Source organism: Mucilaginibacter sp. (assembly GCF_041660805.1).
GTDB lineage: Bacteria > Bacteroidota > Bacteroidia > Sphingobacteriales > Sphingobacteriaceae > Mucilaginibacter.
In genome coordinates this window covers 16437-41713 of sequence record NZ_JBAZVP010000006.1, presented here as the reverse complement: position 1 = coordinate 41713, position 25277 = coordinate 16437, and the positions used below count along the sequence as shown (strand labels likewise).

At 42.7% G+C, this 25277-nt stretch carries 26 protein-coding genes; 25 read left to right on the top strand and 1 reads right to left on the bottom strand.

The genetic code is table 11. The features are described 5' to 3' along the window. Positions 1–55 precede the first annotated feature (55 nt). From traK to WC743_RS10335, 23 genes are all read left to right on the top strand, one after another. Positions 56–670 carry a conjugative transposon protein TraK gene (traK, locus tag WC743_RS10445; RefSeq protein ID WP_373011917.1) on the top strand — a complete coding sequence of 205 codons (615 nt, stop codon included), beginning with the start codon at positions 56–58 and terminating at the stop codon, positions 668–670. Then, positions 648–1061 (top strand): hypothetical protein, encoded by a 414-nt coding sequence (locus WC743_RS10440; protein ID WP_373011916.1) that lies wholly within the window; start codon positions 648–650, stop codon positions 1059–1061. The genes traK and WC743_RS10440 overlap by 23 nt, the downstream gene beginning before the upstream one ends. A gap of 5 nt (positions 1062–1066) precedes the next feature. Continuing rightward, positions 1067–2272, top strand: a complete 1206-nt coding sequence (gene traM / locus WC743_RS10435) for a conjugative transposon protein TraM (protein WP_373011915.1) — start codon at positions 1067–1069, stop codon at positions 2270–2272. A 71-nt stretch (positions 2273–2343) separates the two neighbouring features. Next, positions 2344–3138: a DUF4138 domain-containing protein gene (locus WC743_RS10430; RefSeq protein ID WP_373011914.1), complete on the top strand. Its 795-nt coding sequence runs from the start codon at positions 2344–2346 to the stop codon at positions 3136–3138. Further along, a complete protein-coding gene (locus WC743_RS10425; RefSeq protein ID WP_373011913.1) occupies positions 3116–3370 on the top strand; it encodes a hypothetical protein in 255 nt (84 codons plus the stop codon). The genes WC743_RS10430 and WC743_RS10425 overlap by 23 nt, the downstream gene beginning before the upstream one ends. 1 nt (position 3371) lies before the next feature. After that, the gene (locus WC743_RS10420; RefSeq protein WP_373011912.1) at positions 3372–8831 is read left to right on the top strand and encodes a helicase-related protein; all 5460 of its coding nucleotides are present in this window, start codon (positions 3372–3374) and stop codon (positions 8829–8831) included. An 18-nt stretch (positions 8832–8849) separates the two neighbouring features. Beyond that, positions 8850–9470, top strand: coding sequence for a hypothetical protein (locus WC743_RS10415; protein WP_373011911.1), 621 nt, complete (start codon positions 8850–8852; stop codon positions 9468–9470). Between the two features lie 126 nt (positions 9471–9596). Further along, positions 9597–11597: a type IV secretion system DNA-binding domain-containing protein gene (locus WC743_RS10410; RefSeq protein WP_373011910.1), complete on the top strand. Its 2001-nt coding sequence runs from the start codon at positions 9597–9599 to the stop codon at positions 11595–11597. Further along, positions 11594–12013, top strand: coding sequence for a hypothetical protein (locus WC743_RS10405; RefSeq protein WP_373011909.1), 420 nt, complete (start codon positions 11594–11596; stop codon positions 12011–12013). Before WC743_RS10410 ends, WC743_RS10405 begins: the two co-directional genes overlap by 4 nt. A 75-nt stretch (positions 12014–12088) precedes the next feature. Beyond that, positions 12089–12475 carry a hypothetical protein gene (locus WC743_RS10400; protein WP_373011908.1) on the top strand — a complete coding sequence of 129 codons (387 nt, stop codon included), beginning with the start codon at positions 12089–12091 and terminating at the stop codon, positions 12473–12475. A 19-nt stretch (positions 12476–12494) separates the two neighbouring features. Next, positions 12495–12902: a hypothetical protein gene (locus WC743_RS10395; RefSeq protein WP_373011907.1), complete on the top strand. Its 408-nt coding sequence runs from the start codon at positions 12495–12497 to the stop codon at positions 12900–12902. Next, on the top strand, positions 12899–13375 hold the full coding sequence (locus WC743_RS10390; RefSeq protein WP_373011906.1) for a M23 family metallopeptidase: 477 nt from the start codon (positions 12899–12901) through the stop codon (positions 13373–13375). The genes WC743_RS10395 and WC743_RS10390 overlap by 4 nt, the downstream gene beginning before the upstream one ends. Continuing rightward, positions 13320–14498: a zincin-like metallopeptidase domain-containing protein gene (locus WC743_RS10385; protein WP_373011905.1), complete on the top strand. Its 1179-nt coding sequence runs from the start codon at positions 13320–13322 to the stop codon at positions 14496–14498. Before WC743_RS10390 ends, WC743_RS10385 begins: the two co-directional genes overlap by 56 nt. A gap of 1 nt (position 14499) precedes the next feature. Next, positions 14500–15270, top strand: coding sequence for a DUF4099 domain-containing protein (locus WC743_RS10380; RefSeq protein WP_373011904.1), 771 nt, complete (start codon positions 14500–14502; stop codon positions 15268–15270). A 5-nt stretch (positions 15271–15275) separates the two neighbouring features. Further along, positions 15276–15872 (top strand): hypothetical protein, encoded by a 597-nt coding sequence (locus WC743_RS10375; protein ID WP_373011903.1) that lies wholly within the window; start codon positions 15276–15278, stop codon positions 15870–15872. Next, positions 15856–16314 (top strand): PH domain-containing protein, encoded by a 459-nt coding sequence (locus WC743_RS10370; protein ID WP_292945242.1) that lies wholly within the window; start codon positions 15856–15858, stop codon positions 16312–16314. Before WC743_RS10375 ends, WC743_RS10370 begins: the two co-directional genes overlap by 17 nt. 57 nt (positions 16315–16371) lie before the next feature. Further along, positions 16372–16650, top strand: a complete 279-nt coding sequence (locus WC743_RS10365) for a hypothetical protein (protein ID WP_373011902.1) — start codon at positions 16372–16374, stop codon at positions 16648–16650. A gap of 190 nt (positions 16651–16840) precedes the next feature. Continuing rightward, on the top strand, positions 16841–17203 hold the full coding sequence (locus tag WC743_RS10360; protein WP_373011901.1) for an ArsR/SmtB family transcription factor: 363 nt from the start codon (positions 16841–16843) through the stop codon (positions 17201–17203). Next, the gene (gene merTP / locus WC743_RS10355) at positions 17200–17799 is read left to right on the top strand and encodes a mercuric transport protein MerTP (RefSeq protein ID WP_373011899.1); all 600 of its coding nucleotides are present in this window, start codon (positions 17200–17202) and stop codon (positions 17797–17799) included. Before WC743_RS10360 ends, merTP begins: the two co-directional genes overlap by 4 nt. A 15-nt stretch (positions 17800–17814) precedes the next feature. Next, positions 17815–18030 carry a GDCCVxC domain-containing (seleno)protein gene (locus WC743_RS10350; protein WP_292945253.1) on the top strand — a complete coding sequence of 72 codons (216 nt, stop codon included), beginning with the start codon at positions 17815–17817 and terminating at the stop codon, positions 18028–18030. 504 nt (positions 18031–18534) lie between these two features. Beyond that, positions 18535–18801, top strand: coding sequence for a helix-turn-helix domain-containing protein (locus tag WC743_RS10345; protein ID WP_292945258.1), 267 nt, complete (start codon positions 18535–18537; stop codon positions 18799–18801). A gap of 89 nt (positions 18802–18890) precedes the next feature. Next, the gene (locus tag WC743_RS10340) at positions 18891–19448 is read left to right on the top strand and encodes a hypothetical protein (RefSeq protein WP_373011898.1); all 558 of its coding nucleotides are present in this window, start codon (positions 18891–18893) and stop codon (positions 19446–19448) included. Next, on the top strand, positions 19445–22339 hold the full coding sequence (locus WC743_RS10335) for a TrlF family AAA-like ATPase (protein WP_373011897.1): 2895 nt from the start codon (positions 19445–19447) through the stop codon (positions 22337–22339). The genes WC743_RS10340 and WC743_RS10335 overlap by 4 nt, the downstream gene beginning before the upstream one ends. 50 nt (positions 22340–22389) lie before the next feature. Here the strand turns inward: WC743_RS10335 and WC743_RS10330 are convergent, their stop codons facing one another. Beyond that, positions 22390–23667, bottom strand: coding sequence for a tyrosine-type recombinase/integrase (locus tag WC743_RS10330; protein ID WP_373011896.1), 1278 nt, complete (start codon positions 23665–23667; stop codon positions 22390–22392). 359 nt (positions 23668–24026) lie between these two features. On the opposite strand from WC743_RS10330, the gene WC743_RS10325 reads away from it, so the two are divergent. Next, the gene (locus tag WC743_RS10325) at positions 24027–24683 is read left to right on the top strand and encodes a Crp/Fnr family transcriptional regulator (protein WP_373011895.1); all 657 of its coding nucleotides are present in this window, start codon (positions 24027–24029) and stop codon (positions 24681–24683) included. Continuing rightward, positions 24680–25252, top strand: coding sequence for a Crp/Fnr family transcriptional regulator (locus WC743_RS10320; protein WP_373011894.1), 573 nt, complete (start codon positions 24680–24682; stop codon positions 25250–25252). The genes WC743_RS10325 and WC743_RS10320 overlap by 4 nt, the downstream gene beginning before the upstream one ends. Positions 25253–25277 lie beyond the last annotated feature (25 nt).

The window sequence follows — 25277 nt, the reverse complement described above, 5'->3', positions numbered from 1 at the left end:
ATGTCAGGCTGACCCGCGATTGCGGGCCGGCCTTTTTTATTTAACGCCAATAATCATGATCATCAAAAATATTGAAGCCAAAATCAGGCTGGCGACATTCATCGCGGCCGGCAGCCTGCTTACCTCGCTGGCCATCGTCGGCATGAATTGCCTTTATGCATATAAGATGGTTTCAAATGCACAAAAAAGCATTTATATCCTGGATAATAATATCCCCATTCTGGCCAAACAAACTGATGTACAGATGAACCGCCCTGCTGAATACAGGGCAGATGTTGACCTTTTTCATTCCCTTTTCTTTTCCTTAACGCCGGATGATAATTATATGGAGTACCAAATGAAAAAGGCCATGTACCTCGTAGATGAATCGGGGATGCAGCAGTATAATAACCTGAAGGAGAATGGGTTTTTCAACTCGATCCTTTCTTCCAGCTCTGTACTGACCCTACAGACGGATTCCATCTCGGTGGATATGCCCAAACACTATTTTCGCTATTACGGTAAACTCAAAATTGACCGCCGAAGCTCTACGGTTGTTCGCTCCCTGATCACCGAAGGTTACCTGAAAGATATCCCGCGCAGTGATAACAACCCGCACGGCGTACTGATCCTGAACTGGAAAACCCTTGAAAATAAAGACCTGCAAGATGTGGAAAAGAATACATTCTAACAGGGATCCCAGGGATACCCTGTACAGCGAAATACATAAGGAATTTGGCACTTATTTTGCGATTGCCGGGAACGCGGCCAAAAGGCTGGTGGCTGCCTATCCAAAGTTTTTTTGGGGCTGCATGATCTTCCTTTTGGCTTTATCATTTGTGTTGTCATTTACCGTCTTTCGGAAACCCGATAAAACCGGGGTAGCTGTAGTTAAAAAAGTCAACCCTGTGGAGGATGGATTTAGCCAGATCTTACAGGCCACCGGGAATATCCGCGAAACCATGAACCTTAAAAAGCTGGTGGATAGCCTGACCGCTAAAAGCCAGCTTTCTGCCCATGATAGTACCTTACTGGATAGCGCTCTTTCCCGCCTGTCCAAAATTCACCAATCACTAAAATAGAACTTATGAAAATTGATTTTAAGCAGCCCAAATATGTGCTGCCGCTCGTCTTTTTACCCTTTTTGTGCCTTTTCTTTTATGTCTGGAGCAGTGGTTTTTCAAAACCAAAGGCCACCGTTAAAGAAACCATAGGGCTGAACGGGTCTGTAGGCCAGGTTTCGGCTGATGTGCGCAAAAAGCAGTTAGCGGATAAACTCGATGCTTATCGCAGTACCTACAAAGAGGCCGATGGCCTGACAGCCGTAAATGTGATCCCCCGCGAAAATTCCAGTAACCCCGCCTTTAACAACGATTATTCGGAACAGCAAAAGAATAAGCTTGATTCCATTCAGCAAGCCATGAGGTTGAAATTTGGTACAGGAAATCATACCAATAACAAGCAGGAACCGCTAACAGGCTTATCCCAGGACCGGCAGGTGGCCAAAGCGATTGAGTCCATGAACAGAAGACTGGCCAATCCTTCACATCCGGTCGCCGCAGTTGTCAAGGAAAAAGACCCAATGGATGTTTTCAGGGCGCAAATGGCCATTATGGATAGCATCAATAAACAGAATGACCCCGCTTACAAGGATGAGCTAAAGAAAAAACAGGCTGCTGATATGATAGCTAAGGCCAGGCAAAACCAAATAAAGCTTTCGGTTGCAAAGGCTGATGCGGTTTCCGCAGACTTTAACACCGTTTTGCCGGAAAAGGACCCCGCCTTTATAAGCGCGGTGATCGATGAAAACGTGACCGGGTATGCAGGTTCACGCTTACGGTTGAAACTATTGGAAGATATTAAGGCAGGTAATAACCTGGTCAAAAAAGGCACTTACCTTTTCGCACAGATCAATGGTTTCACCGAACAGCGCGTTACGCTGACCATTTCTTCCATTTTATATGATGGGAAAATCCTTCCGGTTAAGCTGGATATCTATGATATGGACGGTTTGCCCGGCCTGTATGTGCCGTCATCCGCATTCCGCGATTTCACGAAAGACCTGGGGAGCAACTCCATGCAGGGTGTAACCATAGACGGCAGTTCTGGGAATAGCCAGTTTATCATGAGCTCGCTAAGCAAGGTCTTTCAATCAACCTCATCTGCCATTGCAGACCTCATCCGCAAAAACAAGGCGAAGCTTAAATACAATTCATACCTCTATTTAATCGACCCGGATGCTTTGCAAAACGCTCAAAGCGGCGAAGCTATTCTGAGCGATGATAAAAAATAAACGCCTCCCAAAATCCTATTAAAACGCAGCGCTAAGCACTGCCGGTTCTGGATAATTAAAAACTAACAAACATGAAAAAGATCTTATGCTACCTATTGGTGCTCTGCGCCCCATCTCTATATGCCCAGGAAAAACTGCCCGTAGTTTACCTGCCGGAAAACCTCACCATACATTTTGTCTCGCCTGAGCCTATACAATATGTGGATATTTCCACCAAGGACCTCATTGGCGATCTGCCACTCAAAAACGTATTGCGTTTAAAACTGCGGGATTCCCTCAAAACCTATTTAGGATCCGTGGTTACTGTTGCCGGTGAAAAATTTATTGCACAATACCGCCTTTTACCCGGCTATCCGGGCGTACCGACGGAGATCGATATTGTTCCTGATGATATGCACCCGCTGGATATTTCCGGTATCGGCCTGTCTCAGAACCAGCTGAAAGGTTTAGCCCTAAGCCTCATCGCCAAAAGCCCCGATAAACGCATGGAAAAGGTGAAAGCCTTTGGTATAAAAGGTCAATTAAACCATGTTTACACGGTTGGGGACTATATTTTTCTTGATATCAGCTATCGCAATAAAACCAACCTGAAATATGACATTGCTGATTTCCGGTTTAAGGTGGATGACAAGAAAGTTACCAAAGCGGCCAATAACCAGTCGGTTGAAGTTAAACCCGTTTTTGTACTGCTAAGCCCGCCAACCTTTGCCAAAAATTACAGGAACATCTTTGTATTTAAAAAGATGTCCTTTCCCGGTATCAAGGTATTGCATGCAGAGCTAAGCGAAAAGCAGCTTTCCGGCCGTATCGTTACCCTGAGTATTTCCTACCAGGACATACTGGATGCGGATACGCTCCCAAACTAATCCTATTACCATTATCATGACTGATTCCATAGCCTACGATTACGTAAAGCTTGTGTTGGAAGAAGAATTTTTCAGGGCCTACCTGCGCTTCTCCAACCACGGGATTCTCCACTACGAGCTTACGAATATCCTCGAACTCTGCGACCCGCTTATCAAGGGCCTGGACGAGGACGACCGCTTTTTAAAATATGAAGTGATCGGCACCATAGCAAATTATTTACAGGAGGTTTAGTATGGCATTTAATCCGGTAAGGAAGATGGTAGATAATATTTCGGCCATCCGCATCGCGCTGGACTTTACTGGCCAGCAGCTCACCGAAACAGAATTAGCCGCCCTGAAGAAATATGCCGGTTTTGGCGGTTTAAAAGCAGTACTGTTTCCACCCGGGGACATTTGGACCTGGGAGAATTTGGGAGCATCAAAGTCTGATCTCAAGCTCTACCCACAAGTGATGGAACTGCATGGCCTCTTGCAGGAGAAACTACCATCAAAGGATTATAAGGCAACGATAGATGCCTTGAAAAGCAGTTCACAAACGGCTTATTATACCCCCGATTATATCCCCAGGGCAATCTATGCTGCCATGAAGGAGGCCCGTATTTTACCCAAACGATTATATGAGCCAAGTGCTGGGGCCGGCGTATTTATAGAGGAAGCTGTGGCCGCATTTGAAGGATTGGAGCAGGTCAACGCGGTGGAAAAAGATATCCTGACGGGTAAGATACTTTCCGCCTTATGTTCGGTTTCTCCGGTACCCGTGGATGTTCAGATCAAAAAACTGGAAGAAACCGCCGCGACAGAAAAAGCGCAATCAGATGTGGTTATCAGCAATATCCCTTTTGGTAAGATCGCGGTCCACGACCCGGCCTATAACAAAAGCGGAATTTCTTCAAAAGTGCATACCTACTTCTTCGCCAAGGGGTTGGACAAGATCAGGGATGGTGGTATTTTAGCCTATATCGTTACAGAGGCATTCCTCAATAACCCATCTAATGAAACGGCGCGTAAATACCTGTTTACCTCCGCTGACCTGTTAAGTGTGGCTGTGCTGCCGACCAACCTGATGAAGGAAAATGCAAACGTCGAAGTTGGCATGCACCTGATCCTGGTTCAGAAAAATGATCTTAAGGAAACACTTACCGAAGCAGAAAGCCTGCTGATCGATACCATAGAAGTGGAAAATTCTTTTGGTAAATATCACTTGAACGCCTGGTTAGCGGATAAAAATGAACTGGTATTCGCAGACGAAATTATTGAGGGAACCAATGCACGCGGCAAGGCTTCACGCGTTGCCTGGCAAAATGGCGACATGATGGATATCGTACCTTCACTTCAGGAGTTGCTGGTTGCCGGGTTTACCAATTTTAACTATACCAAATGGGAAGCCATTTCCTTTGACAATAAGGCAACGCAGCTTAAACAGTTTACCTTTTTACCGGTACCACAACCGCCAAAATCAGCCGATAAAAAAGAGCTGAGTTTTGGCCAGTTAGGCTTGTTCGACACGCCTGTTCAAACTGATCAGGATAACAAAGCATTGGCCTACCTTGATGATTTGGACAAGCAATTTGTGGATGCAGGTTCCGTACGGCAGATCAGCGTTTTACGAACAACTGCCAAACCCCTGCATGACAGCATTGTGTTATTGACCGCCCGTGCCAAATCAAATAACAGGTATGCCTATAAACTGTACAGCAACTTATCCGAGATCTCTTTTACCGGAAAATGGATGACAGGTGTTACCCTTGGACAGGAACTGGATGCGCTATCGGTTAAACTAAAACATTTTGGACATGATTACCGCTATGAAGGCGATACCAGCCTGGAACCGGCTTTTAAATTACAACCTGACAAGCCAAAAGCATTTACAGACCTGAAGCCATTTTATGTTAAGGACTCCCTGGTCATTTTTGGTGGCAAGCTTGGCCTGATCGGCGAACCTCATAATTTTGAGGCCAAATTCGACGCGCTTGATCCGCAGCCCGAATTGCCTTTTTATGAGGATTACCTGGCCCTGCGGGATATATACCTTGAATTATCCGGTTATGAAAATGAGCATGAGATCCAGTTCCCCGAACTGCGTAAATCACTCAATTTTTATTATGAGAATTTCGTTGCCAAATATGGTGAACTGAATAAAAATGCCAACAGGAACCGTATCTTAAATGATGCGGCATTAGGTTTTAAAATGCTGTCCTCCCTCGAAATCCGAGAGGGTGACAAATTTGTTCGCTCCGATATATTTTACGGACCGCTGTTCCAGCAAAAGGAAATGCTGAAAACAGATGATCCCACCGAAGCACTGGCACGTTGCCTGAACGACACGGGCCGTGTTGATCTGACTATCATCGGGCAGATCACCGGATTAACAGACGATGAGATCATCCTGCAACTGGATAAGCAGATCCTGCAAAACCCGGAAACACTGAACTGGGAAACAACCGATAATTACCTTTCCGGTAACGTGATTCAAAAACTTCAGGCGGCAGAAAGGCTGGCCGGGGAAGAACCGCAAAATCTTCAGTTTGCAAGAAGCCTGGCAGCTATCCGGCGTGTACAGCCTGAACGCATACCCTTTGAGAGGCTTGATTTTAACCTTGGGGAACGCTGGGTGCCGGTAGCGTATTACCAGCGTTTTGCAACCGATCTGTTTAAACTGGATACTAAAATAACTTACCTGGCATCCATTGACGACTATAAGGTCAGCTATGCCAAAAAAGGCAATACGATCACCAATGAAGAGTTTTCGGTCACCCCGAAGGAAAGCAACAAGGTCACCGGCCGGACTTTACTGGAATATGCACTTCTTAACACCAATCCTCATTTTACCTACCCGGTGGAACAGTTTGGTAAAGTGGTACGGGTACCGGACACCGAAGCCATACAAAATGCGCACAGGAAAGTTGATAACATCAGGGCACGCTACCTGCTTTGGTTGCTCGAACTGCCAAACAAGGACAAGAAGTACTTAGAGAAGTTATATAATGACACGTACAACTGTTACGCGCTGCGTGAGTATGATGGCAGCCACCTGACCTTTCCGGGTCTTGATTTTAAAGCTTTAAAGATCTTAGACCTTTATCCCTCACAGCGAAATGCGGCCTGGCGGGTCATTCAAAATAATGGTGGGTTGATCGACCATGAAGTTGGGCTCGGTAAGACCCTTGCCATGATCATCGCCGCCATGGAAATGAAACGGTTGGGGATCGTACATAAACCGATGATATTGGCTTTAAAGGCCAATGTACAGCAGATCACGGATACGTTTCGGCTGGCTTATCCAAAAGCCAAAATATTGGCTCCGGGCGAAAATGATTTTGAGCCGGCAAAAAGGAAACGCATTTTTCACGAGATCAAAAACAACAACTGGGACTGCATCATTTTAACCCACGACCAGTTTGGCAAAATTCCGCAGGACCCGGAAATTCAGCGGCAGATCTTAGAGATCGAGCTAGACAATACGGAACTTGATCTACTGGCCCTACAGGACCAGGGTGAAGAGATCACCAAAGAGAAGCTGAAAGGCTTAGAGATCAGGAAGGAAAACCTGGAAGCCAAGCTAAAAGGCGTGATCGATGCTATAGAAAACCGAAAGGATACCGGTATCAATTTCCGGGAAATGGCTATCGACCATTTGTTCATTGATGAATCCCATAAGTTTAAGAACCTCACCTTTACCACAAGGCATACCAAAGTTGCAGGTTTGGGGAACATGGCCGGCAGTCAGAAAGCGCTGAATATGCTATTTGCCATTCGTACGTTACAGGATCGCTTTGATACAGACCTGTGCGCGACCTTTCTTTCCGGCACCCCTATTTCTAACAGCCTGACGGAAATGTACCTGATCTTTAAATACCTCCGGCCGCGGGAACTGGAAAGGCAGCATATCAGCAATTTTGATGCATGGGCGGCAGTCTATGCGCGCAAAACAGTAGATTTTGAATTTACCGTTACCAATGAGATCAGGGCGAAGGAACGTTTTCGCCACTTTATTAAAGTGCCGGAACTCGCGCTTTTTTATAACCAGATCACCGATTATAAAACGGCCAAACACATCAATTTGGATAAGCCGGAAATAGAGGAAACGCTGGTCAATATCAAGCCAACGCCTGAACAGCAGGACTTCATTAAGCGCCTGATGCAATTTGCCAAGACAGGTGATGCCACCGTTATCGGCAGGCGACCCCTGACGAAAGATGAGGATAAAGGCCGGATGCTGATCGCCACCAACTATGCCAAGAAAATGGCGGTGGACATGCGTTTGATTGACCCTGATAAATTTGGTGACCACCCTGGCAACAAGATTAATGTTTGCGCCCGGAACGTAGCGGAGATCTATCATGAAAGTACCCCGCATAAGGGGACGCAGATCATTTTCAGCGATATCGGCACACCGAAACCCGATGAATTTAATGTCTATGATGCCCTGCGTGATAAGCTGATCAACGATTTTAACATCCCGGCTAACCAGATCACCTTTATACACAACTGGGCAACCGATAAACAGCGAAAAGAGCTTTTTAAAAAAATGAACACCGGGGAGATTCGGATCCTGATTGGCAGCACCGAAAAAGCCGGAACAGGTCTCAATGTTCAGGAACGCATCGTTGCCATGCACCATTTGGATATCCCCTGGAAACCTTCTGAACTCGAACAACGCGATGGCCGTGGTGCCCGCCAGGGTAACTGGTTGGCCAAAATGTTTTATGGCAATAAGGTTAGGAACTTTATTTACGCGGTAGAACAGTCACTGGATAATTACAAGTTCAACCTGCTGAAGAACAAGCAGATTTTCATTAGCCAGATGAAGAACAATGAATTGTCCGTGCGTACGCTGGATGAAGGGGCCATGGATGAACAGAGCGGCATGAGTTTCTCTGAGTATATCGCTATTCTATCAGGCGATACCTCCTTATTGGAAAAGACACGCCTTGAAAAAAAAGTTGCCGAACTGGAAGGGTATAAAGGTGCTCACTTTAAGGAAGTCTCCCGCAGCCGCTACCTTCTGGAAGACCTGGAAAAGAAAAGCCAGGAAACCCGATCCACTTTGGAACTGGTTCGAAAAGATGAGGTGAACTATAAGAAGGTCCTGAAATTCGATGAGGACGGTGCCAAGCAGAACCCGCTTAAATTAAAAGATATAGAACTGGCGGATACCGTTGCTATTGGTAATCACCTGATCGGTTTATATAAAAACTGGTCGCCTGCTGATTATAGCCAGCCTGACCTTCATTTAGGTGTATTGTACGGTTTTGATCTTTTTATCAGGCGTAAGCTGCAAACTGTTGAGGAAGGTTTCTCCAGCAGGATCACTCATGTTACTTCCCTATATGCAGAGAGCCGGTCAACAGGCATTAAATATATGCAAAATGGCGGTGCCCCAAATATTGATAACCCTAAACACGCGGCAAGGTATTTTTTGGATGCGATCAACAGGGTTGTTGGCATGGCGGAGCGATACGAAAAGGAATTGGATGGTATCAACAAACAAATTCCTGAAGTACGTGAGTTGTCGCTTAGGCCCTTTGACCAGGAGTATGAATTGGCTTCCTTAAAAAAGGAAGTGGAGAAACTCGATATGGAGATCAATCAAAAAATAGCTGAAAGGGAAAAACAGGTACAGGCAGATCAAATGACCATTGAAGATGTCGATGATTCAATTGAGCTGGTCCCTGCTGGTTTTAAACGTTAACCATCTTAAATTTTAACTATGGAACAGATTAGTGTCTATACCAGGTCAAGGCCGGTAATCCAACTTGGCGAAACATCCTTTTTTGTTGATGCTCAATGGCAATATCTAATTGAGGTTGGAGATACTGAAAACAAGATAGATATGGGGGAAGCCCGTTCTTTTAAAGATCACATTGAGTTATGGTATGATCCGTTGATCAGGAATTGTTATAGTGGCCCCTTTGCAGGGATACCTCCTGAAAACATTCAAGTCTATTGCTTTCACTCCTTTAGCGCTTTGGATCCTGCGGGTGAGGCGGCAAAGCTCGATGAACTCAATCCGCAATGGCGGGTGGGATCAGACATCAAGCTGCCTTTGGCTGAAATAGCAGGCAGGTATTTTTTTGTAGATAAAAAGTACAGTTGCTTTTATGAAGTGAATAACTGCTGGAACTCGATTAGTTTCAACGAGATTACTTCCCGTAAAAAAACCAAGGGCTTCTTTATAAATCTAATTTATCATAATACCGCTTTTCCTCATGAGATCTCTGCTGCATCAAAAGCACCGATATGGCCGGAAAATATCGTTTTTGCTCCGATCAAAGGAGGGGCTAAAGTGCATAAAATTATAAACGGGTATTTAAAGCGTAACCAGCGCTAACCACTATTGATTGAGCGATCTCTACAAGCCACCCGCAAAAGCCGGTGGCCTTTTTATTTTATAACATTCCTGATATGGAAGAACGGCGAAGCCCTCCTTTCATGCCATTAAAAATCAAATTATATTATGGAAGAAACCAGAGAGCAGCAAAAACTCCATGGGTTTCTGCAATGCGCTATCTATATATCCATAGGATTAGAAGCTGCCATTTTTATTTACCACGATGCCCCTTTCTGGGGCATTTTTTTTACGCCACTGGATAAGATCAGCCACCTGGTCATTTATTCCGGCCTGGTTTATAGTAAGCTGACCACATTTGGCCTCATCTGCCTGGTCAGCATCGGTACGCTGGCAAAAAAGAAAACAGACCTCGACCCTAAAAAGCATATCATCTATCCGCTTGCCATCGGTCTGTTTTTATTCTTCGGCAGCCTTGTATTTGCGGGTCGTGCCTCCCCGGTAGCATTTGCCTATACGAGCTGGTATAACCTGCTTTACCTCATTTGCTCTTTTGCCGGTGCGCTTATGGTGAGCATGTCTATGGACAACATCTCCAAGTTTATCAAATCAGGCCTGGGCAAGGATAAATGGAATACAGAAGCAGAAAGCTTCATGCAGCCGGTCAAGCGGGTGGATACCCCTTATTCGGTCAATATCCCCATGCTTTTTTATTACAAGGGAAAGGTAAGAAACGGGTGGATCAATATCTGCAATGTATTTCGGGGCACCATGGTGATCGGTACACCCGGTTCGGGTAAATCGTTTAGTATCGTTAATCCCTTTATCCGTCAGTTGATCGCTAAAGAGTTCGCGGTATGTCTGTATGATTTCAAGTTCCCCGACCTTGGGCATATCGCTTACTACCATTACCTTCTGGCCAAGCAGAACGGTAAACTAAAAGGCTTTGCCTTTCATGTTATCAATCTCAACGATATTGAAAGAAGCCGCAGGATCAACCCCTGGCGGGCGGATTATATCAAGTCATTGGCCGATGCAGCGGAAACAGCCGAGGCATTGGTAGAGGCATTAAAAAAAGGTGACCGCTCCGGTGGCAGCGACCAGTTCTTTACGCAATCTGCTATTAACTTCTTGGCATCCTGTGTTTATTTCATGAGCAAATACAAAGGCGGCATCTATTCCAGCTTCCCCCATGTATTGGCTTTGCTGAACCGCTCTTACGAGGAAATATTTAATGCCCTGACCTCAGAGCCGGAACTGCGTTCGTTGCTGTCACCTTTTATGACCGCTTATAATGCAAAAGCGTTCGACCAGTTAGAGGGGCAGATCGGTACGCTGAAGATCTTTATCAGCCGTTTGGCCACAAAGGAAACCTATTGGGTATTCTCCGGCAATGATTTTGACCTGAAAATATCAGCAAAAGAAAATCCGGGGATGCTCGTACTGGCAAATGACCCGAATACCCAAAATATTAATTCGGCCTGCTATTCCATCATCATCAACCGCCTTACCAAGCTGATCAATACCAAAGGCAATTTGCCTTCTGCACTGATCGTGGATGAAGTACCCACCTTATTCGTTCACCGCGTGGAAAACCTAATAGCAACTGCCAGGTCGAATAAGGTAGCCGTGTTGATGGGTTTACAGGAGTTGCCACAGTTCAACCAGCAATACGGAAAAGATACCGCTGCGACGATAACGGCTGTAGTAGGTACTGTGCTTTCCGGTTCGGTCAGAAATAAAGACACGTTGGAATGGTTGGAGCGCCTCTTTGGTAAATCCAAACAGATCGGTGAAGGCCTGTCCATCGACCGCAATAAAACTTCTACATCCTTGAATGAAAAACTGGAAGCACTAATTCCGGCAGGTAAGATCGCATCGCTTAATTCCGGTGAGATGGTTGGTGTCATCGCTGCCGATGCGCAGGAAAAGTTTACCGGGCAATTTGAAACCTCTGCTGTTAATTGCCGGATCAATCTCGATATGGATGCCATCAAGCGGGAAGAAAAAGGCTACAAGCCATTGCCATCCTTTTATGATTTCGGCGGGAAGCTCGATGAAAAACTCCGGCAGAACTTTAACCATATCAGCCAGGAAATACAGGAAATGGTATTGGCATTCAAACCGCCAGCACCGGTTACACCAGTTAAAGCCACCATGAGAAAATGAAAGAAGAAGCAAACGAAATACAGTTGCCCCACTATTTGTTGGTACACCCTGACCTGAAAGATGACCCGGCAAATAAACAGGGCGAGATCGGTTTTATAACAGCCGCAATTCTCAATACCGATGAATTTTATGTGGGTTTTGACGACCATGAAGTCGGCTTTTACGGCGCTGATGCCCTGCTCACCTTCAAAGAACCCGGCGACATCTATGATTATATGCATGAAAATGCGCTCAGGCTATCAGTTGATGATTTTAAAGACTTGAAAAACATCGCGCTCTTACTGGATCATGGAACGGAAAAACATATTCGAACCGCAATGGAACTGGTAAAAAAGAACGGCAACATTCGTGATGCAGTGACCATTGGATTAGACCAGTTTCTTGGAATAGATCAAACCAGGGGTTTGAAAAGATAAGCCCTTACATGACGAACAGCCATTTATAAATTCAAACAAACATTTAAAGCAATCAACATGAAACAGGAAGAAACAATGGGATTAATGGTCATGGTCAGCCCGGTACTCTGGACTTCTGACCATTGTGGCAAAATCGGCCTCATTAAATTTACAGACTTTGAGGCTGATAAAATAGGAGTGGGATTTGAGGACGAGGAGGTAGATTCCTTCAGCGCTAAAACACTGTTTGTCTTGAAAACCACCGAAGAGTTAAAGGAATTGGCGGAAAAATTCAAGTCCGTGCAATGGCCGCCGGTAGCTCAAAATCTGCAAACACTGGTATTGCTGCAGGAATCCGGATCGCCCGACCAACTGAAAAAGGCCTATATCCTCATACAGGACGATCCGGAACTTCATCGCGAAGCTACCATCCGGTTGAACGAGGTCATCGAATTAACGCCAACACGAAAAGTTGGCAGGTAAACATTTAACAATAAACATCATGGAAAATCAAACTTTAGCCGGCACACTCGTTTTGGTGAAGCCGGATTTAGAAATTGACCCTGAAGCAAAACGGGGCCAGATCGGCGTGTTAACCTACGCCAGGTCTGAAACAGAAAATTACGTACGGTTCCCTGCGGGCGGGGAAGCATTTTACCCTGCTGCGCAGGTCATGATGCTGAAAGATAAACAGGAGATCTTCAATGACCTGACCAGCAACGGCTCGTCCATGCCACTCGATGACTTTAAGGCTATGTACAAGATCATGCTTTTGCAGGACAGGGGCACTTCCCAGGCTTTATACTCCGCATTAGCTATCGCTAACGATCATCCCGGTTTACAGGAAAAAGTACTGGATTCTATCAGCCCTGCTCAAAAACAGGAATTGGCGAAATCATATAGCCGATGAAACTACTGATCAGCTTCTGCCTGGTCTGCCTGCCCCTTAAACATCTAAAAATAAATTCCGGATACGGTTACCGAATCCACCCGCTTACCGGCAAATACGCCATGCATGAGGGTGTCGATCTCAAAGCCCGCCATGATACCGTTTATGCTATCCTTAGCGGTCTGGTCAGATCGACTGGCTATGATAATGGCCTGGGCATAAACATTCGGCTGGCTCATGGCGCGGTCGAATCCATATACGGTCACCTCAGCCAAATTTTTGTAATACCCACCGATAGCGTAACCGCCGGTGAGCCTATCGGCATCACCGGAGCTACCGGGCACGTGACCGGCGAGCATCTGCACTTGAGCATTTGCTACAGGCATAAAAACATCAATCCAATCAAATTTTTATACGAACTGCTTAAAAAACAAGAAAATGAGCAAAAATTTCAAACCACTGCCGATCCAGCTTTCAGACAAGCTGATCGCTGAAATCAAAGAGGGTAACTCCCTGTTTCAAAAACCGGTTAAAGAAAATGGCATGCCTGCCTTTGTTAAACCGATCAATCCGACAACCGGGAAAGGCTATAGCGCCATGAATGCGCTGATCCTCGGTATGCAGCGCCATGAAGACCCACGCTGGATGTCGGCTGACGCCGCGCGTTATGCAGGGAATTGGGTAAAAAAGGATGAAACCGGTACCCTGATCGAGTTCCCAAAAACCAGCGACATTCAGGCTATCCGCACCGCAGAGGGTAAGGTCATCAAGGATGATGCGGGTGTTACCCAAACCAAAAAGGTAGAATTTGATAAACCGCAGCGGGGCCAGGCTTTCCTTTTCAATGGCAGCCAGCTGAAAGACCTCGAACCATTGGAAGAGTTTTTGGCCAAACAAAATGAAGGCCAAACCTTATCACCCATCGATAGGGCCGCAAAATTGATCGATGATAGCAAAGCGGTAATCATTCATGGTGGTCAGGAGGCTTACTATGACAAGGTTCGCGACGCAATCATCATGCCCGAGCCGGAACATTTTGAGAACGAAACCAAATACCTGCAGGCTGCCATTCACCAACTGGCGCACTGGAGTGGCCATGAAAGCCGTCTTAACCGTCCGATGGAGGGTAAATTTGGTTCACTTGATTATGCGCGCGAAGAAATGCGCGCCGCCATTGCCGGTATCCTGATCGGTGGTGAATTAAAGGTCGGCCATAACTTTGGGCAGCAAGCTGCCTACATGAACAACTTTGCCAAGATCCTAAAGGACGAACCTTTTGAAATTGTAAAAGCATCCCGTGACGCACAAAAAATAGCCAACCTGCTTTTGGGCGTTTCTCAAAAACGGGAACAAAAACAGGGTGCCGAAACCATAGGATTTAATAAAGGTGATGAGATCGCTTATATAGATACCACCTATAAGGTACTGGAAACCTATAAAACCAAAAGCATCAAAGTAGAAGATGCCGAAGGTACCCGCAAGGTTCTAAAACCGGAATACGGGCTTTACAAATCTTTGCTGGAGGCAAAAACCAAACCCCGTGAACCGGAACTGGTTTTAGAAGAAGAACAGGATCAATCCCAGGAACAGGGGCAAAATCAGAAAATAGGCCGTTAACATGAACCCGATAACATTTCACGAGAATGATCTCCCGGTCAAGGACCTGGAGACTATCGGGCTGGCTTCAGGCGGTCAGCTCTTGTTAAACGTCGATGACCTGAAAGCTCTGCTTTCAGGTCGCCGCACAAGCTTAATGGAATTGCATGACCTGGAAACGGATACGATCAAAATTAAATCCATCAATGCAAAGATATCACTGAAACCAAATGAAAAGGGACAGTTAGATCTCTTGATCCACCCGATTTACCGCGATGCCGAAATCCCCGACCTGTTGACCAATAATGAAGCCCTGCAATTACAAAAGGGTGAAGTAGGCAGCGTGCTGCGGATCGCACTCGATAACCATGGCCAAAAAAAGGAAATGCTGGTCGAGTACGATCCGGAAACAAAAGAGTTTATTGTTTCGGATACGGAGAAAATCCTGGCTCCTGATATGGTCAATAATGAATTTCTTACCCAGGCTCAAAAGGAGCAATACCGGAAGGGCAAGGAAGTACAGATACCGGATGGGACCCGCTTCAGCTATTCGGCAACAGATAAGCACGGCATCCGTTCCAATAAACTGGCCCTGGTGGCATCCATCCTGATGGACGGTGGTTTATCCTATATGGTGTTTAAAGGGCTGAATGCCCTGTTCAATAAGAAACGTGATCCGGCAGCAGCTGCGAAATTGAGCCCCGGTTATTACCAGGCGATTAAGGATATTGAGAACCAGCACGGATTCAAACCGCACGAGTTTGAGCGTTCGCAATCCCGAAAAGGGCGGTAAGCACTATGAATCCCCTTTTAACAGGGCTTGGCATTTCTTTGGAGATCCAGGCCTTTTTTGGGGCAGCAACCGAACTAACCTTTAGCTATGGCGATCAGTTTGAACGCTATGGTACTGGCTATCATATCGTGCCCTCCACCCAAAACCTTTGGGTGGCCGGGCTGCCAAATGCAACACATCTGATCATTACTTATTCAGTTATGGAAGCGATGGCGTTTATCACGCTTAACCGCCATCGTTTTCCACGGCTGGAGCAACTGGCGTTTGTAGCTATCGGCAACAGGCTGCATGTTGAACAAGGAGACTGGATCATGCAGAATTATCCCAGTCGCAAAATTACCCTGGTATTTGGCAAAGATATAATCGGGCATATTACCGATATCAAATTGGCTGCTGCCATCAAAGGTATATCGCTCAGGATAATATCTAAAGATAACGAGATCCATATTTATCGTGGTAAGTGTCTGCAGATTTTTACGCAGGAGCAAATTTCCCTTCATGCCTTCCAGGAATCTTTTGGCGTACGTCCCCGTTTCCGAACCGCCAAGCCGGCTCGATCATTAACCTTTTTAGAACAATTACAATATGACGCAGAACGATGATATTTTATTGAGGCCGGCCATGCTGTTCGCCTTTTTCAAAGCATTCCCGCTTATCCTGTTAGCGCTGACGTTTCTGATGCTGGCCTGGTACCTCTCTCCTTATTTTATACTGTTTAGCCTTGCAGTATGCGGGGTGGCCTGGTACCGGCTGCTATACATCCGTAGTTATAAATATCTGGTTAGTGCAGAATACATCCTGATCACAAAGGGAATATTCTTTAAACGCATTGACCAGGTGGAAATGTTTAGGGTGAAAGATTACATTATTACCCAGCCATTTATGTTGCAAATATGCAAACTGATGTACCTCACCTTAAAAAGTACAGATGAAGAAAATAAGGTTATCCGCTTTGAGGGTATTCCTGAATCCGGCATCCTTGATACCATTCGTGATAGGGTTTTGAACGCCCGTAAAAACAATAATATTTACGAATTAAATTAACTAAGCACTTGGAAGTTACTAATTTAATTAGTAATTTTAATTAATTGATTTAACGCCATGAAAGCCATCATACGTAACATTTTATTAGCCTGTATTATTTCCATGTTTGCCTTTTTTGGCGCTGTTGGAAGGAAGCATACTAAGGCTGAAATGACTGAAGCTCAAAGGGCGGAGGCAAGGAAGGAAACATTAACCTGTTTAGCTGTTGCTTTCATAGCTTGCGGTGCCTGTGCTTGGAGGTGTAATGTTCTTTATAAAAGAATGAATGAAGAACGGGAGTACCAGCGCAGGTTCAATGAATACATGCGCAACTCGGCCTTTAACAGGCATTATTGAAAACCCGTCGATTAGTTTAATTTTTTATTAATTTGCAAAATCAAAATACCGGCGATCTGCCGGTTAATTGTGATAAGGTTTCCTCTAAAAATAAAGCCACATGGAAATAAGATTATATCTTAAATAAGAAAAGGGTATAATCTTATTTAAGTAATTGCTTAAATACTTATATTTGTATTTTAATTCAATTATGAGTATATGTAGCCGAATATTTGCAGATGCAGCGCAGATTAATATCTGCAAAGCATCACTTCAAATAAAGCAACCTATTTTCACTGAGCTTGCTCAAGTCTTGTCGCTATCAGGTAATGAGGTTCGACTAAAAATACTTTTCCTGTTACAACAGGAAAATGAGCTTTGCCCTTGCGACCTGAGTGACATATTGGGTATGACTATTCCTGCCATATCCCAGCATCTTCGCAAACTTAAGGATGGCAATATTATAAAATTCCGTAAAAGCGGCCAGACCATTTTCTACTCGCTTTGCAATACAAGTCAATTGCTGCCTTTGTTTAATCTATTGCAAACTCCTTTAACAACAGAATCAATATGATTACCACTAATACAAATAAAAGTTGGATACCAGGTTTACTTGCTGCTTTAGCAGCATCGTTGTGCTGTATTACGCCGATGGTTGCTCTATTAGGAGGCGTTAGCGGTTTAGCTTCATCTTTTTCATGGATTGAACCCGCAAGACCTTACCTAATTGGTTTTACGGTTCTCGTCTTCGCATTTGCATGGTATCGGCAGTATAACTCAAAAGCGCAAACTAATGATTGTTGTGATGTGAAACCCGTTTCCTTTTGGCAATCAAAAAAGTTTTTACTGATTGTTACTGTGTTATCCGCCATATTGATAGCCTTCCCTTACTATTCATCAGTCTTGTATGGTGCACCAAAACAATCTTCTGCACTAACCATTCAACAAAGCGATTTGAAATGGGTGCAACTGACCGTTAGAGGCATGGGATGTGCTGACTGTACCAAACATATCGATGGGGTATTATCCAAAGTTCCGGGTGTAGTTAAAGTGTCTACCTCCTTTGAGAAAGCGCAGACTTCGGTTAATTACGATCCTAAAAAAACATCAGCAGACAGCCTGAAAAACAAAATTGCCCAAATAGGTTATCAGGTTACCGCTGTTAAATAAACTCAAAGAAATACCATGGTCAAAGAAATTCAGTTACAATCTGTGCTAACCTGTCCGAAATGCGGTCATAAAAAGGAAGAAACAATGCCTACAGATTCCTGCCAGTACTTTTATGAATGTGAAATGTGTCACTCAAACTTAAAACCACTTGCTGGTGACTGCTGTGTATTTTGCAGTTATGGAACGGTAAAATGTCCCCCTATACAACAAGGTACTTCATGCTGTCGCTAACTATATGCTGCATTCTATAAAACTAAATCCCACACAGGATCATAGTATAAAAATAAGTTTCCTCTGCGTTCTCATGGAACAAGCCTGGGCGCTATCTACAGTTTGGCAGCTTAGGTTTCAGACTTTTTAATCTATTACCTTTTCCGTCCTTTTAGTTCGTTAAATTTCATTGGTGTTTGGCCATGATAGATGGGCCTTATGATATAAAGCTGCTTTAGCTTGCTTTAATACCGAAACACATGAACTTTACATGCCACCGGATGATTTAATGGAATTGCCGGAAGATGTCGTGGTTCTTGAAATACCAAATGAACTACATCTCGATCCTGTTGACTGATTGAAAATAATATTCTCCACCAGCAACAATCGAGCGATGAAACTCGATCAAAACATAGTCGGTAAAAACTTCTAAAACCTCAAACTCCATTGAGGCAATAAACGCAAGTTCATTGCGGGTGCTCCTGTAAATCGGGAGCACCTCTATAAATTTTTTATTAAAATATTATGGGAATACAGGTATTAACGGCTGACGACTTGGAGAAATTCCGGGTGCAGCTAATGACCGATATTGAAAACCTACTTAACACCAAACATCCAAAAAAATGGCTTAAAACCCATGAAGTAATGGAGCTGCTGGGTATTTCTGAAGTTACCCTTCAACATCTGCGCAACCGAGGTCAAATCCCCTTTAGGAAATTAGGAGGCACTTGCCTCTATAGTGCCGAGGAAATTGATGACTACTTAACTAAATCAAAATATACTAAGTTATAGGCGTATAATCTGCAATATTCAGAAAAGTAAGTAAAGGCAAATCGGCTGATTTTTTTGATATCTTTACTTTATAACCTTATTGATTATAAATGACGAGAATTGGTGATTACTTCAACTTATTGAGCGATATACAGGTGAGCGATTACCGAATATCATTTTTGCCTAAATTTCCGAATGAAGCTCAGGAATTAGTTTTAGAACATGAGCGGAACGCCTCCCTAAAAATGCAATTGCAGGAAATTGAAAAGGAATTGCATCAGCCCACAAAAGAAGGTGAACTGATTAGATCAGGATTCATTTATATTTCGAATGGTTTACTAAATAGTTTTAGAAATATCAGCAAATGGGGAGGGTATTTTCCTGATCTCGGACAAGGAATGGTCATTCGCGGATACTTGTTTGGCAAGATATTAAATGATTATAGTACCGCGCTAAAGTCTGAAGGCAATTACTTTCCTATTGCCAATATCTATATGTCTACTGTTTCGTGGAATGCTTCACTGCTTGAGAAAGTCATCATTAATATATTTAATAAGCTAAATGATAGCAATTTTCAATCAAAAATGGATGCTATTAATTTTTATGATCAGTTCCGGGAATCGATGCTCATTATAATTCAGGGTCTTAAGGAGGATGGCGTCATATGAACCCTTATCAGAAAGGTGCTGCATGGAGAATCTGGGATCTTCAGATTCAAACTATTCTTGACGATGGCTACAAATCACTGGCATCCTATTATGAGCAACTTAAAGAACTTGATGCCGAAAAATGGGGGAGCTTCGTTAGCAGGGTTGGCGGTGAAAGCAATGCTTTATTTTATGATAGTAAAGGCTATTTCGGTAACGACACAATTCCTAAAAAGGAGCGTTGCGTAAATCATGTCAGCACAGTCTTTGCCTTTCTTGAAATTTATAAACCACATCTTGGCTTAATTGGTATTACAGATCACAATTATCATGACGAAATGTTGTTGGATGAATTCGCTTCAAAAGCGAAAAATGCAACATGTCAGGTATTGTGTGGTGTTGAAATTAATGTTAGCGGTATTCATATGCTGGTTTATTTCGCCGCACCTCCATATAGTAAAACAACCTTTTCAGAAGGTGTGAAGACATTCCTTTCAAAAATTGGAGTAGATGCACCCAAAACAGGTAATGTTTTAAATGTTTGTAATAAAGCACCACAGGATGTTATAAAGGAAATACAAGTCTCCGATGGTATCTTCATTTATCCACATTGCAATTCAGACAATGGGCTTTTTCAGGAGCGCCCGAGAACAGATAGGACTTTGTTATCTAATATCTTCAATCATTTGCCTGCCGTTGTCCTGCAAAGTAACAATAAGGAAAGTATAGAAAAAGTAGCTAATTATATTGCCACCAATCCCTCCCTATTTAAATCTAAAGCCATTTTTACTACGGCCTCTGACGCCAGATGTCTCAATGAATATGGTAAAGCAGATAAAGATGGCAACTATCAATGGATCAAAGCAGACCCTACTTTTAACGGCTTCAAACAGATTTTATATGAGCCTACGTCGAGAGTACGTATTGAAAAAGAGCGGCCGGAAGATAAACAGGATTACTTGGTAATTGACAACGTTAGATTTATTGGTAAGGCAACCGACATAACTTTTCCCCAAGCTAAGATTGAGGTTAACGATAAACTGAACGCTATTATTGGAGGTAAGTCGTCTGGAAAATCCATCTTACTTTATTATATCGCTAAAACGATTGACTCTAAACAGGTTAGTCATAAAATTGCGGATTCTAAATTGGATCTGGCCTATGATTTTGAAAAAGAACCGGAATTTGATTTTGAGGTAAAGTGGAAAGATGGAGAAACCTTTACACTAAAAAATAACACACAGGAAAAGTCTCGCCAGATCACCTACGTACCGCAGATGTATATCAATTACCTGGCTGAGAAAGGCGGCCAATCTGAGCTTCGGAAATTGATTCAGGAAATCCTGGAGCAAAAACCCGAATTTAAGGTGCTCTATGACGCTCAAGTAGTAATTGTAACTGAAAACAAAGTAAAGTTGACGGCGGCGATTGAAACTTATTTTCAGATTAGGGAACAGTTAAAAGCAAACGCAGCGAGTATCCGCTCTAAGGGCGACAAAAAAGCAAGGGAAGAAAATATTAGGCAAAAAATTGAAGAAATTGACGCGCTTCGCAAAAGCTCGGGGTTTACGCCTGAGGAGGAAACGAGATATCAGGAACTAAGGACTTTGCAAAGCATTTATAATTCCCGTTTTACAAACCTCACCGGCTTTAAACAAACGTATGAAAGTGATTATGTAAACCATCTAACAACATTAAAAACTAATCTTGGACCATCTTTAAATAATATTCATATTAACACGGTTGCTAAATTTCTCAGAGTAAGTTTCCTTGGTGAATTCATCAGCAAAGAGATTTTAAGTGATAATAAGCGCATCAATGACCTATTAGATGAATTGATTGCCAAGGCAAGGCGAAGAATAGAAAAGGTAGATGATCTTTTGGTTCTAAACGATGAGAGGCTGGCCTACTTTAGGGGTTTGGTATCTCCCTATCTTCAAAGAATTAAAAACCAGGAGAAACTTGATGAGCTCAATGAGGTAATAAGCCAGGAGCAACTTGTGTTGGATGAAATTGCGGGTTTCGAGACGACAAGAAGCACTTTATTGGATAGCCAGGTAACGGCAAAAAAAGATTTTTTAAAGGCATACGAAAATATCTTTGAATCTTATAAAGCTATTGCCGATACCGTAAATTCCAACCCTGATTTTAGTAATATAAGCATTGAAAAAGGCATTATCCTATCATCAAAAGTCGTTTTCAATATTTCAAAATTTCGTGAAAACATTATTAGTTTAATTAATAGCCAGGGCTATTTAAGTAGTAAGATTGGTACTTTCATTAACGGCGACAATGACTTTATCTATGATGAAGCAACCCATCTTCAAAGCATAGAGTTGTTTTTTGAAAAAATATTAGACCATGAGTCAAGCGGTATCAAATTTAATGCAGGAGGTGACGTGCCGACTGTTGCCAAAAAATTATTTCAGGACTTTTTTATAGTCAAATATGAATTGTCTCAAAATCAAGAAAGCATCCTTAAAATGTCTCCCGGAAAAAAGGGAATGATTTTGCTCTTTTTAATTTTGCATCTTAGTAATGCCGCATATCCGATTTTAATTGATCAGCCAGAAGATAACTTGGATAACCGCACGGTATACAAGGAATTAAAAGAGTTTATAAAAGAAAAAAAGATAACACGACAGATCATTATTGTTACCCATAACGCGAATTTGGTGGTTCCTACCGATGCTGAAAATATTATAATAGCAAATCAGAATGGTCAGGATAACAGTAAGGACAATGAAAAATATCGATTTGAATATATAACGGGCTCTCTGGAGAACTCATTTGAAAATACTTCAGCAATTGGTATACTAAATCAAATGGGAGTTAAAGAGCACGTATGTGATATTTTGGAAGGTGGCAGTGATGCGTTTATGGAAAGAGAATTAAAGTACAATTTAAAGTAATGATTAACATCTCCGCTGACAAAACATGACATTTCAAGTTAGAAGGTAATTTATTTTAGGCTGCTTTTTTTAACAATTAAAGCTGAATTTATTGCATTAGTAATAATACTGTCTTCGATATCGTCAAGATAAGTCCTTGTTTGCTTTTCGGTTTCATGGCCCATAGCTTCCTGAATTATTTTGATATCGACATCAGCTTCATTTAAGTGGCTAGCAAAGCCATGACGAAGCGCATTTGATGTGAATTTTTTATGCCAGCCGATTGCTGAAGCCATCGCTTTTGAATCTTCGTTAAAGTCCTTTAATGCGGAATCAATTCTGGCATCAATTTTTTTCGAGGTATCATGTTCCTTCAAAATAAATGGGAATACATAACCAGCATCTGATTGATTTGGCAGTTTTTTAAAAATTTCAAGAATCTCCAACGCGACAGGATGAAGTTCAAAATCATAATGTCTTTTATTTTTTGTCCGTTTGTATGTCAAGCCATTGTTTTGAATATCATCCCACTTTAGCCTCACTATATCATTAAAGTTCATTCCACGAGCATAATACATGAATTGCATTATCAAATGAGATTTGTAGATCCTGGTTTCCTTGGCAGGTTTTAAATTCAGGAGTCTTTGCCAATAATCAGCTTTGATAGACCTTTTCTTGGTCCGTATTTTCTTGTATGCTTTGAACTTAATATATTGCTTAGGGTGATGGTCTTTTGTACAAAGCCCGTCAAGAATGGCCAGATTCCAAATTCTATAATATGTCCTTAAATAATTACTGATTGTTGACTCTGCTTTACCGGTTAATTGTTTCTCATAAGCTTCATGGTCGGCTTTAGTAAAAGCAAGAAACATCTTATCCTTTTCCTTCAACAGCTTTTTTAAAGTAAGATTAAAATTATAAAAAACATCCGCATAGCCATGATTATCAACTCCCCGATAATTATCCTCTATCATTTTCGTATAAGCCATAATTTTATTTGGCTTATCTGCTACAGCGATTATTCTTTCCTTGCTGTTAAGGGTTGTTTTGATTTCTATAGGAGTGATATTCCGTCCTCCTTTCTCCGCAAGCTTTATTTCAAAGCCAATGTCTTCCAACATTACGTCAATTCTCGCGGCTAATTCTTTATATCTGGGGTGACTGGTCAATGGATAAGCTTTTTCGCTATCCCAGTTCTCGACAGACGAACTAAAGCCGGTTGCCATATAAGTCCGCACTCTGTTGTGGGTCATTTTGATTCTAACCTCATGCTCACCTGCAATTTGATTCTTTTCATTTTCCTGAATTTCTTTATAAATCCAAAGAAATGATGTTATGCCTATTTTCATTTTAATTTTTTACTTTTGCCCGGGTAACACTCAGGTAACACAAAAGTACTTAAGTGCGCTTGTAAAAACAAGAATTAAAATACGAAAAAACAACATAATATACTGTTATTTAGGTAGTTGGATGAAAGTTATAACTATTGATAATTTCTAAAATCACTGATGGCATGCAAGAGGTCATCGGTTCGACTCCGATATTCTCCACTTAATAATATCAGGCTTTTAGATTAGGTTCTAAAAGCCTGACTTTTTTTATAGACAACACTTCCTGTCATTTCCATTTAGTTTCATTGCCTGTATTTTAAAGACCCCATTTAACAACCTTCATCTTCGAAATAAGTCATTGATAACAGATAGCGGTAGTGGTCATTTTAAATATGGCGGGATGGACCAATGAAGTGTGGTTTATGCAATATATTGTATTTTTGCCTTACATGCATCCGCTGATACAACATATCCAGAAAATGACGGCCAGCCGGGAGATAAACGAAGAAAATGTCCTGTCGTTTTTTGATACCCGATGCTCCCGGAAAAAAGACCTGTTACAGGAAGAAGGCAAACTTTGTACCTCCTACTTTTTTGTGGTAAAGGGCTGCCTCCGTTTGTTTTTTACCGATGATAATGGCTTGGAACAAACGCTGCAACTTGCATTGGAAAACTGGTGGATGACTGATCTTGATGCTTTCCGGTTTGGGCGAAGATCAGTGTATACCATTCAGGCACTCGAAGCCACAGAAGTACTGGTTCTTACGACCAAAAACTATGCTTTATTACTGGAGGAGATCCCTTTAATGGAAAAATATTTCCGACTGGTGTATGAGCGCGCCTATGCCGCATCCCTGCATCGCGTACGGATGATATCAAGAATGCCCAAAAACGAATTTTACGAGCTCTTCGAATCCAAATACCCCGAACTCTTACAGCGCATCCCACAAAAAATACTGGCCTCTTTTTTGGGTTTTACACCAGAATATTTGAGCGAATTGCGCAAAAAAAGGGTGGAAAATAAACACGTATGACCGAACAGTTACACCTCCATATTCAACAACTCCTTCCCGGCTTTACGATACCGCAGGAACAAATGGCCCATTTCTTTCAAACAATATCAATAAAAAAAGATGCCCTGCTGTTAAATGAGAAAGAAATTTGCGACAGCATTTACTTTGTCAATAAAGGATGCCTGTACTTATTTTATAACCACAATAATCAAAAACAGGTTGTCCATTTTGCACTCGAAAACTGGTGGCTAACAGACTACAAAACCTTCTGTGATAGCAAACCTGCTGTGTATGCCATTGCCGCTATGGAAGATTCGGAAATTACCTGCCTCAGCAGGACAAATTATGAAACCCTGCTGTTGCAATTCCCTTTCATGGCCTTGTATTTCAATAAAATTCATGAGCGTGCCTATGGAGCGGCCCTGTTCAAACAAAAAACATTTGCCACCCTATCCAAAAAAGATTTTTACCGCCATTTCCGTAACACTTATCCCGCACTGATCCAAAGGATTCCAGATCCCATTTTTGCCTCCTATATGGGTGTTTCGCCCGAAACTTTACAAACCTTAAAGGATACCTATATTTCTTAAACCAGCTTAAGTTTTTCCGGTATAA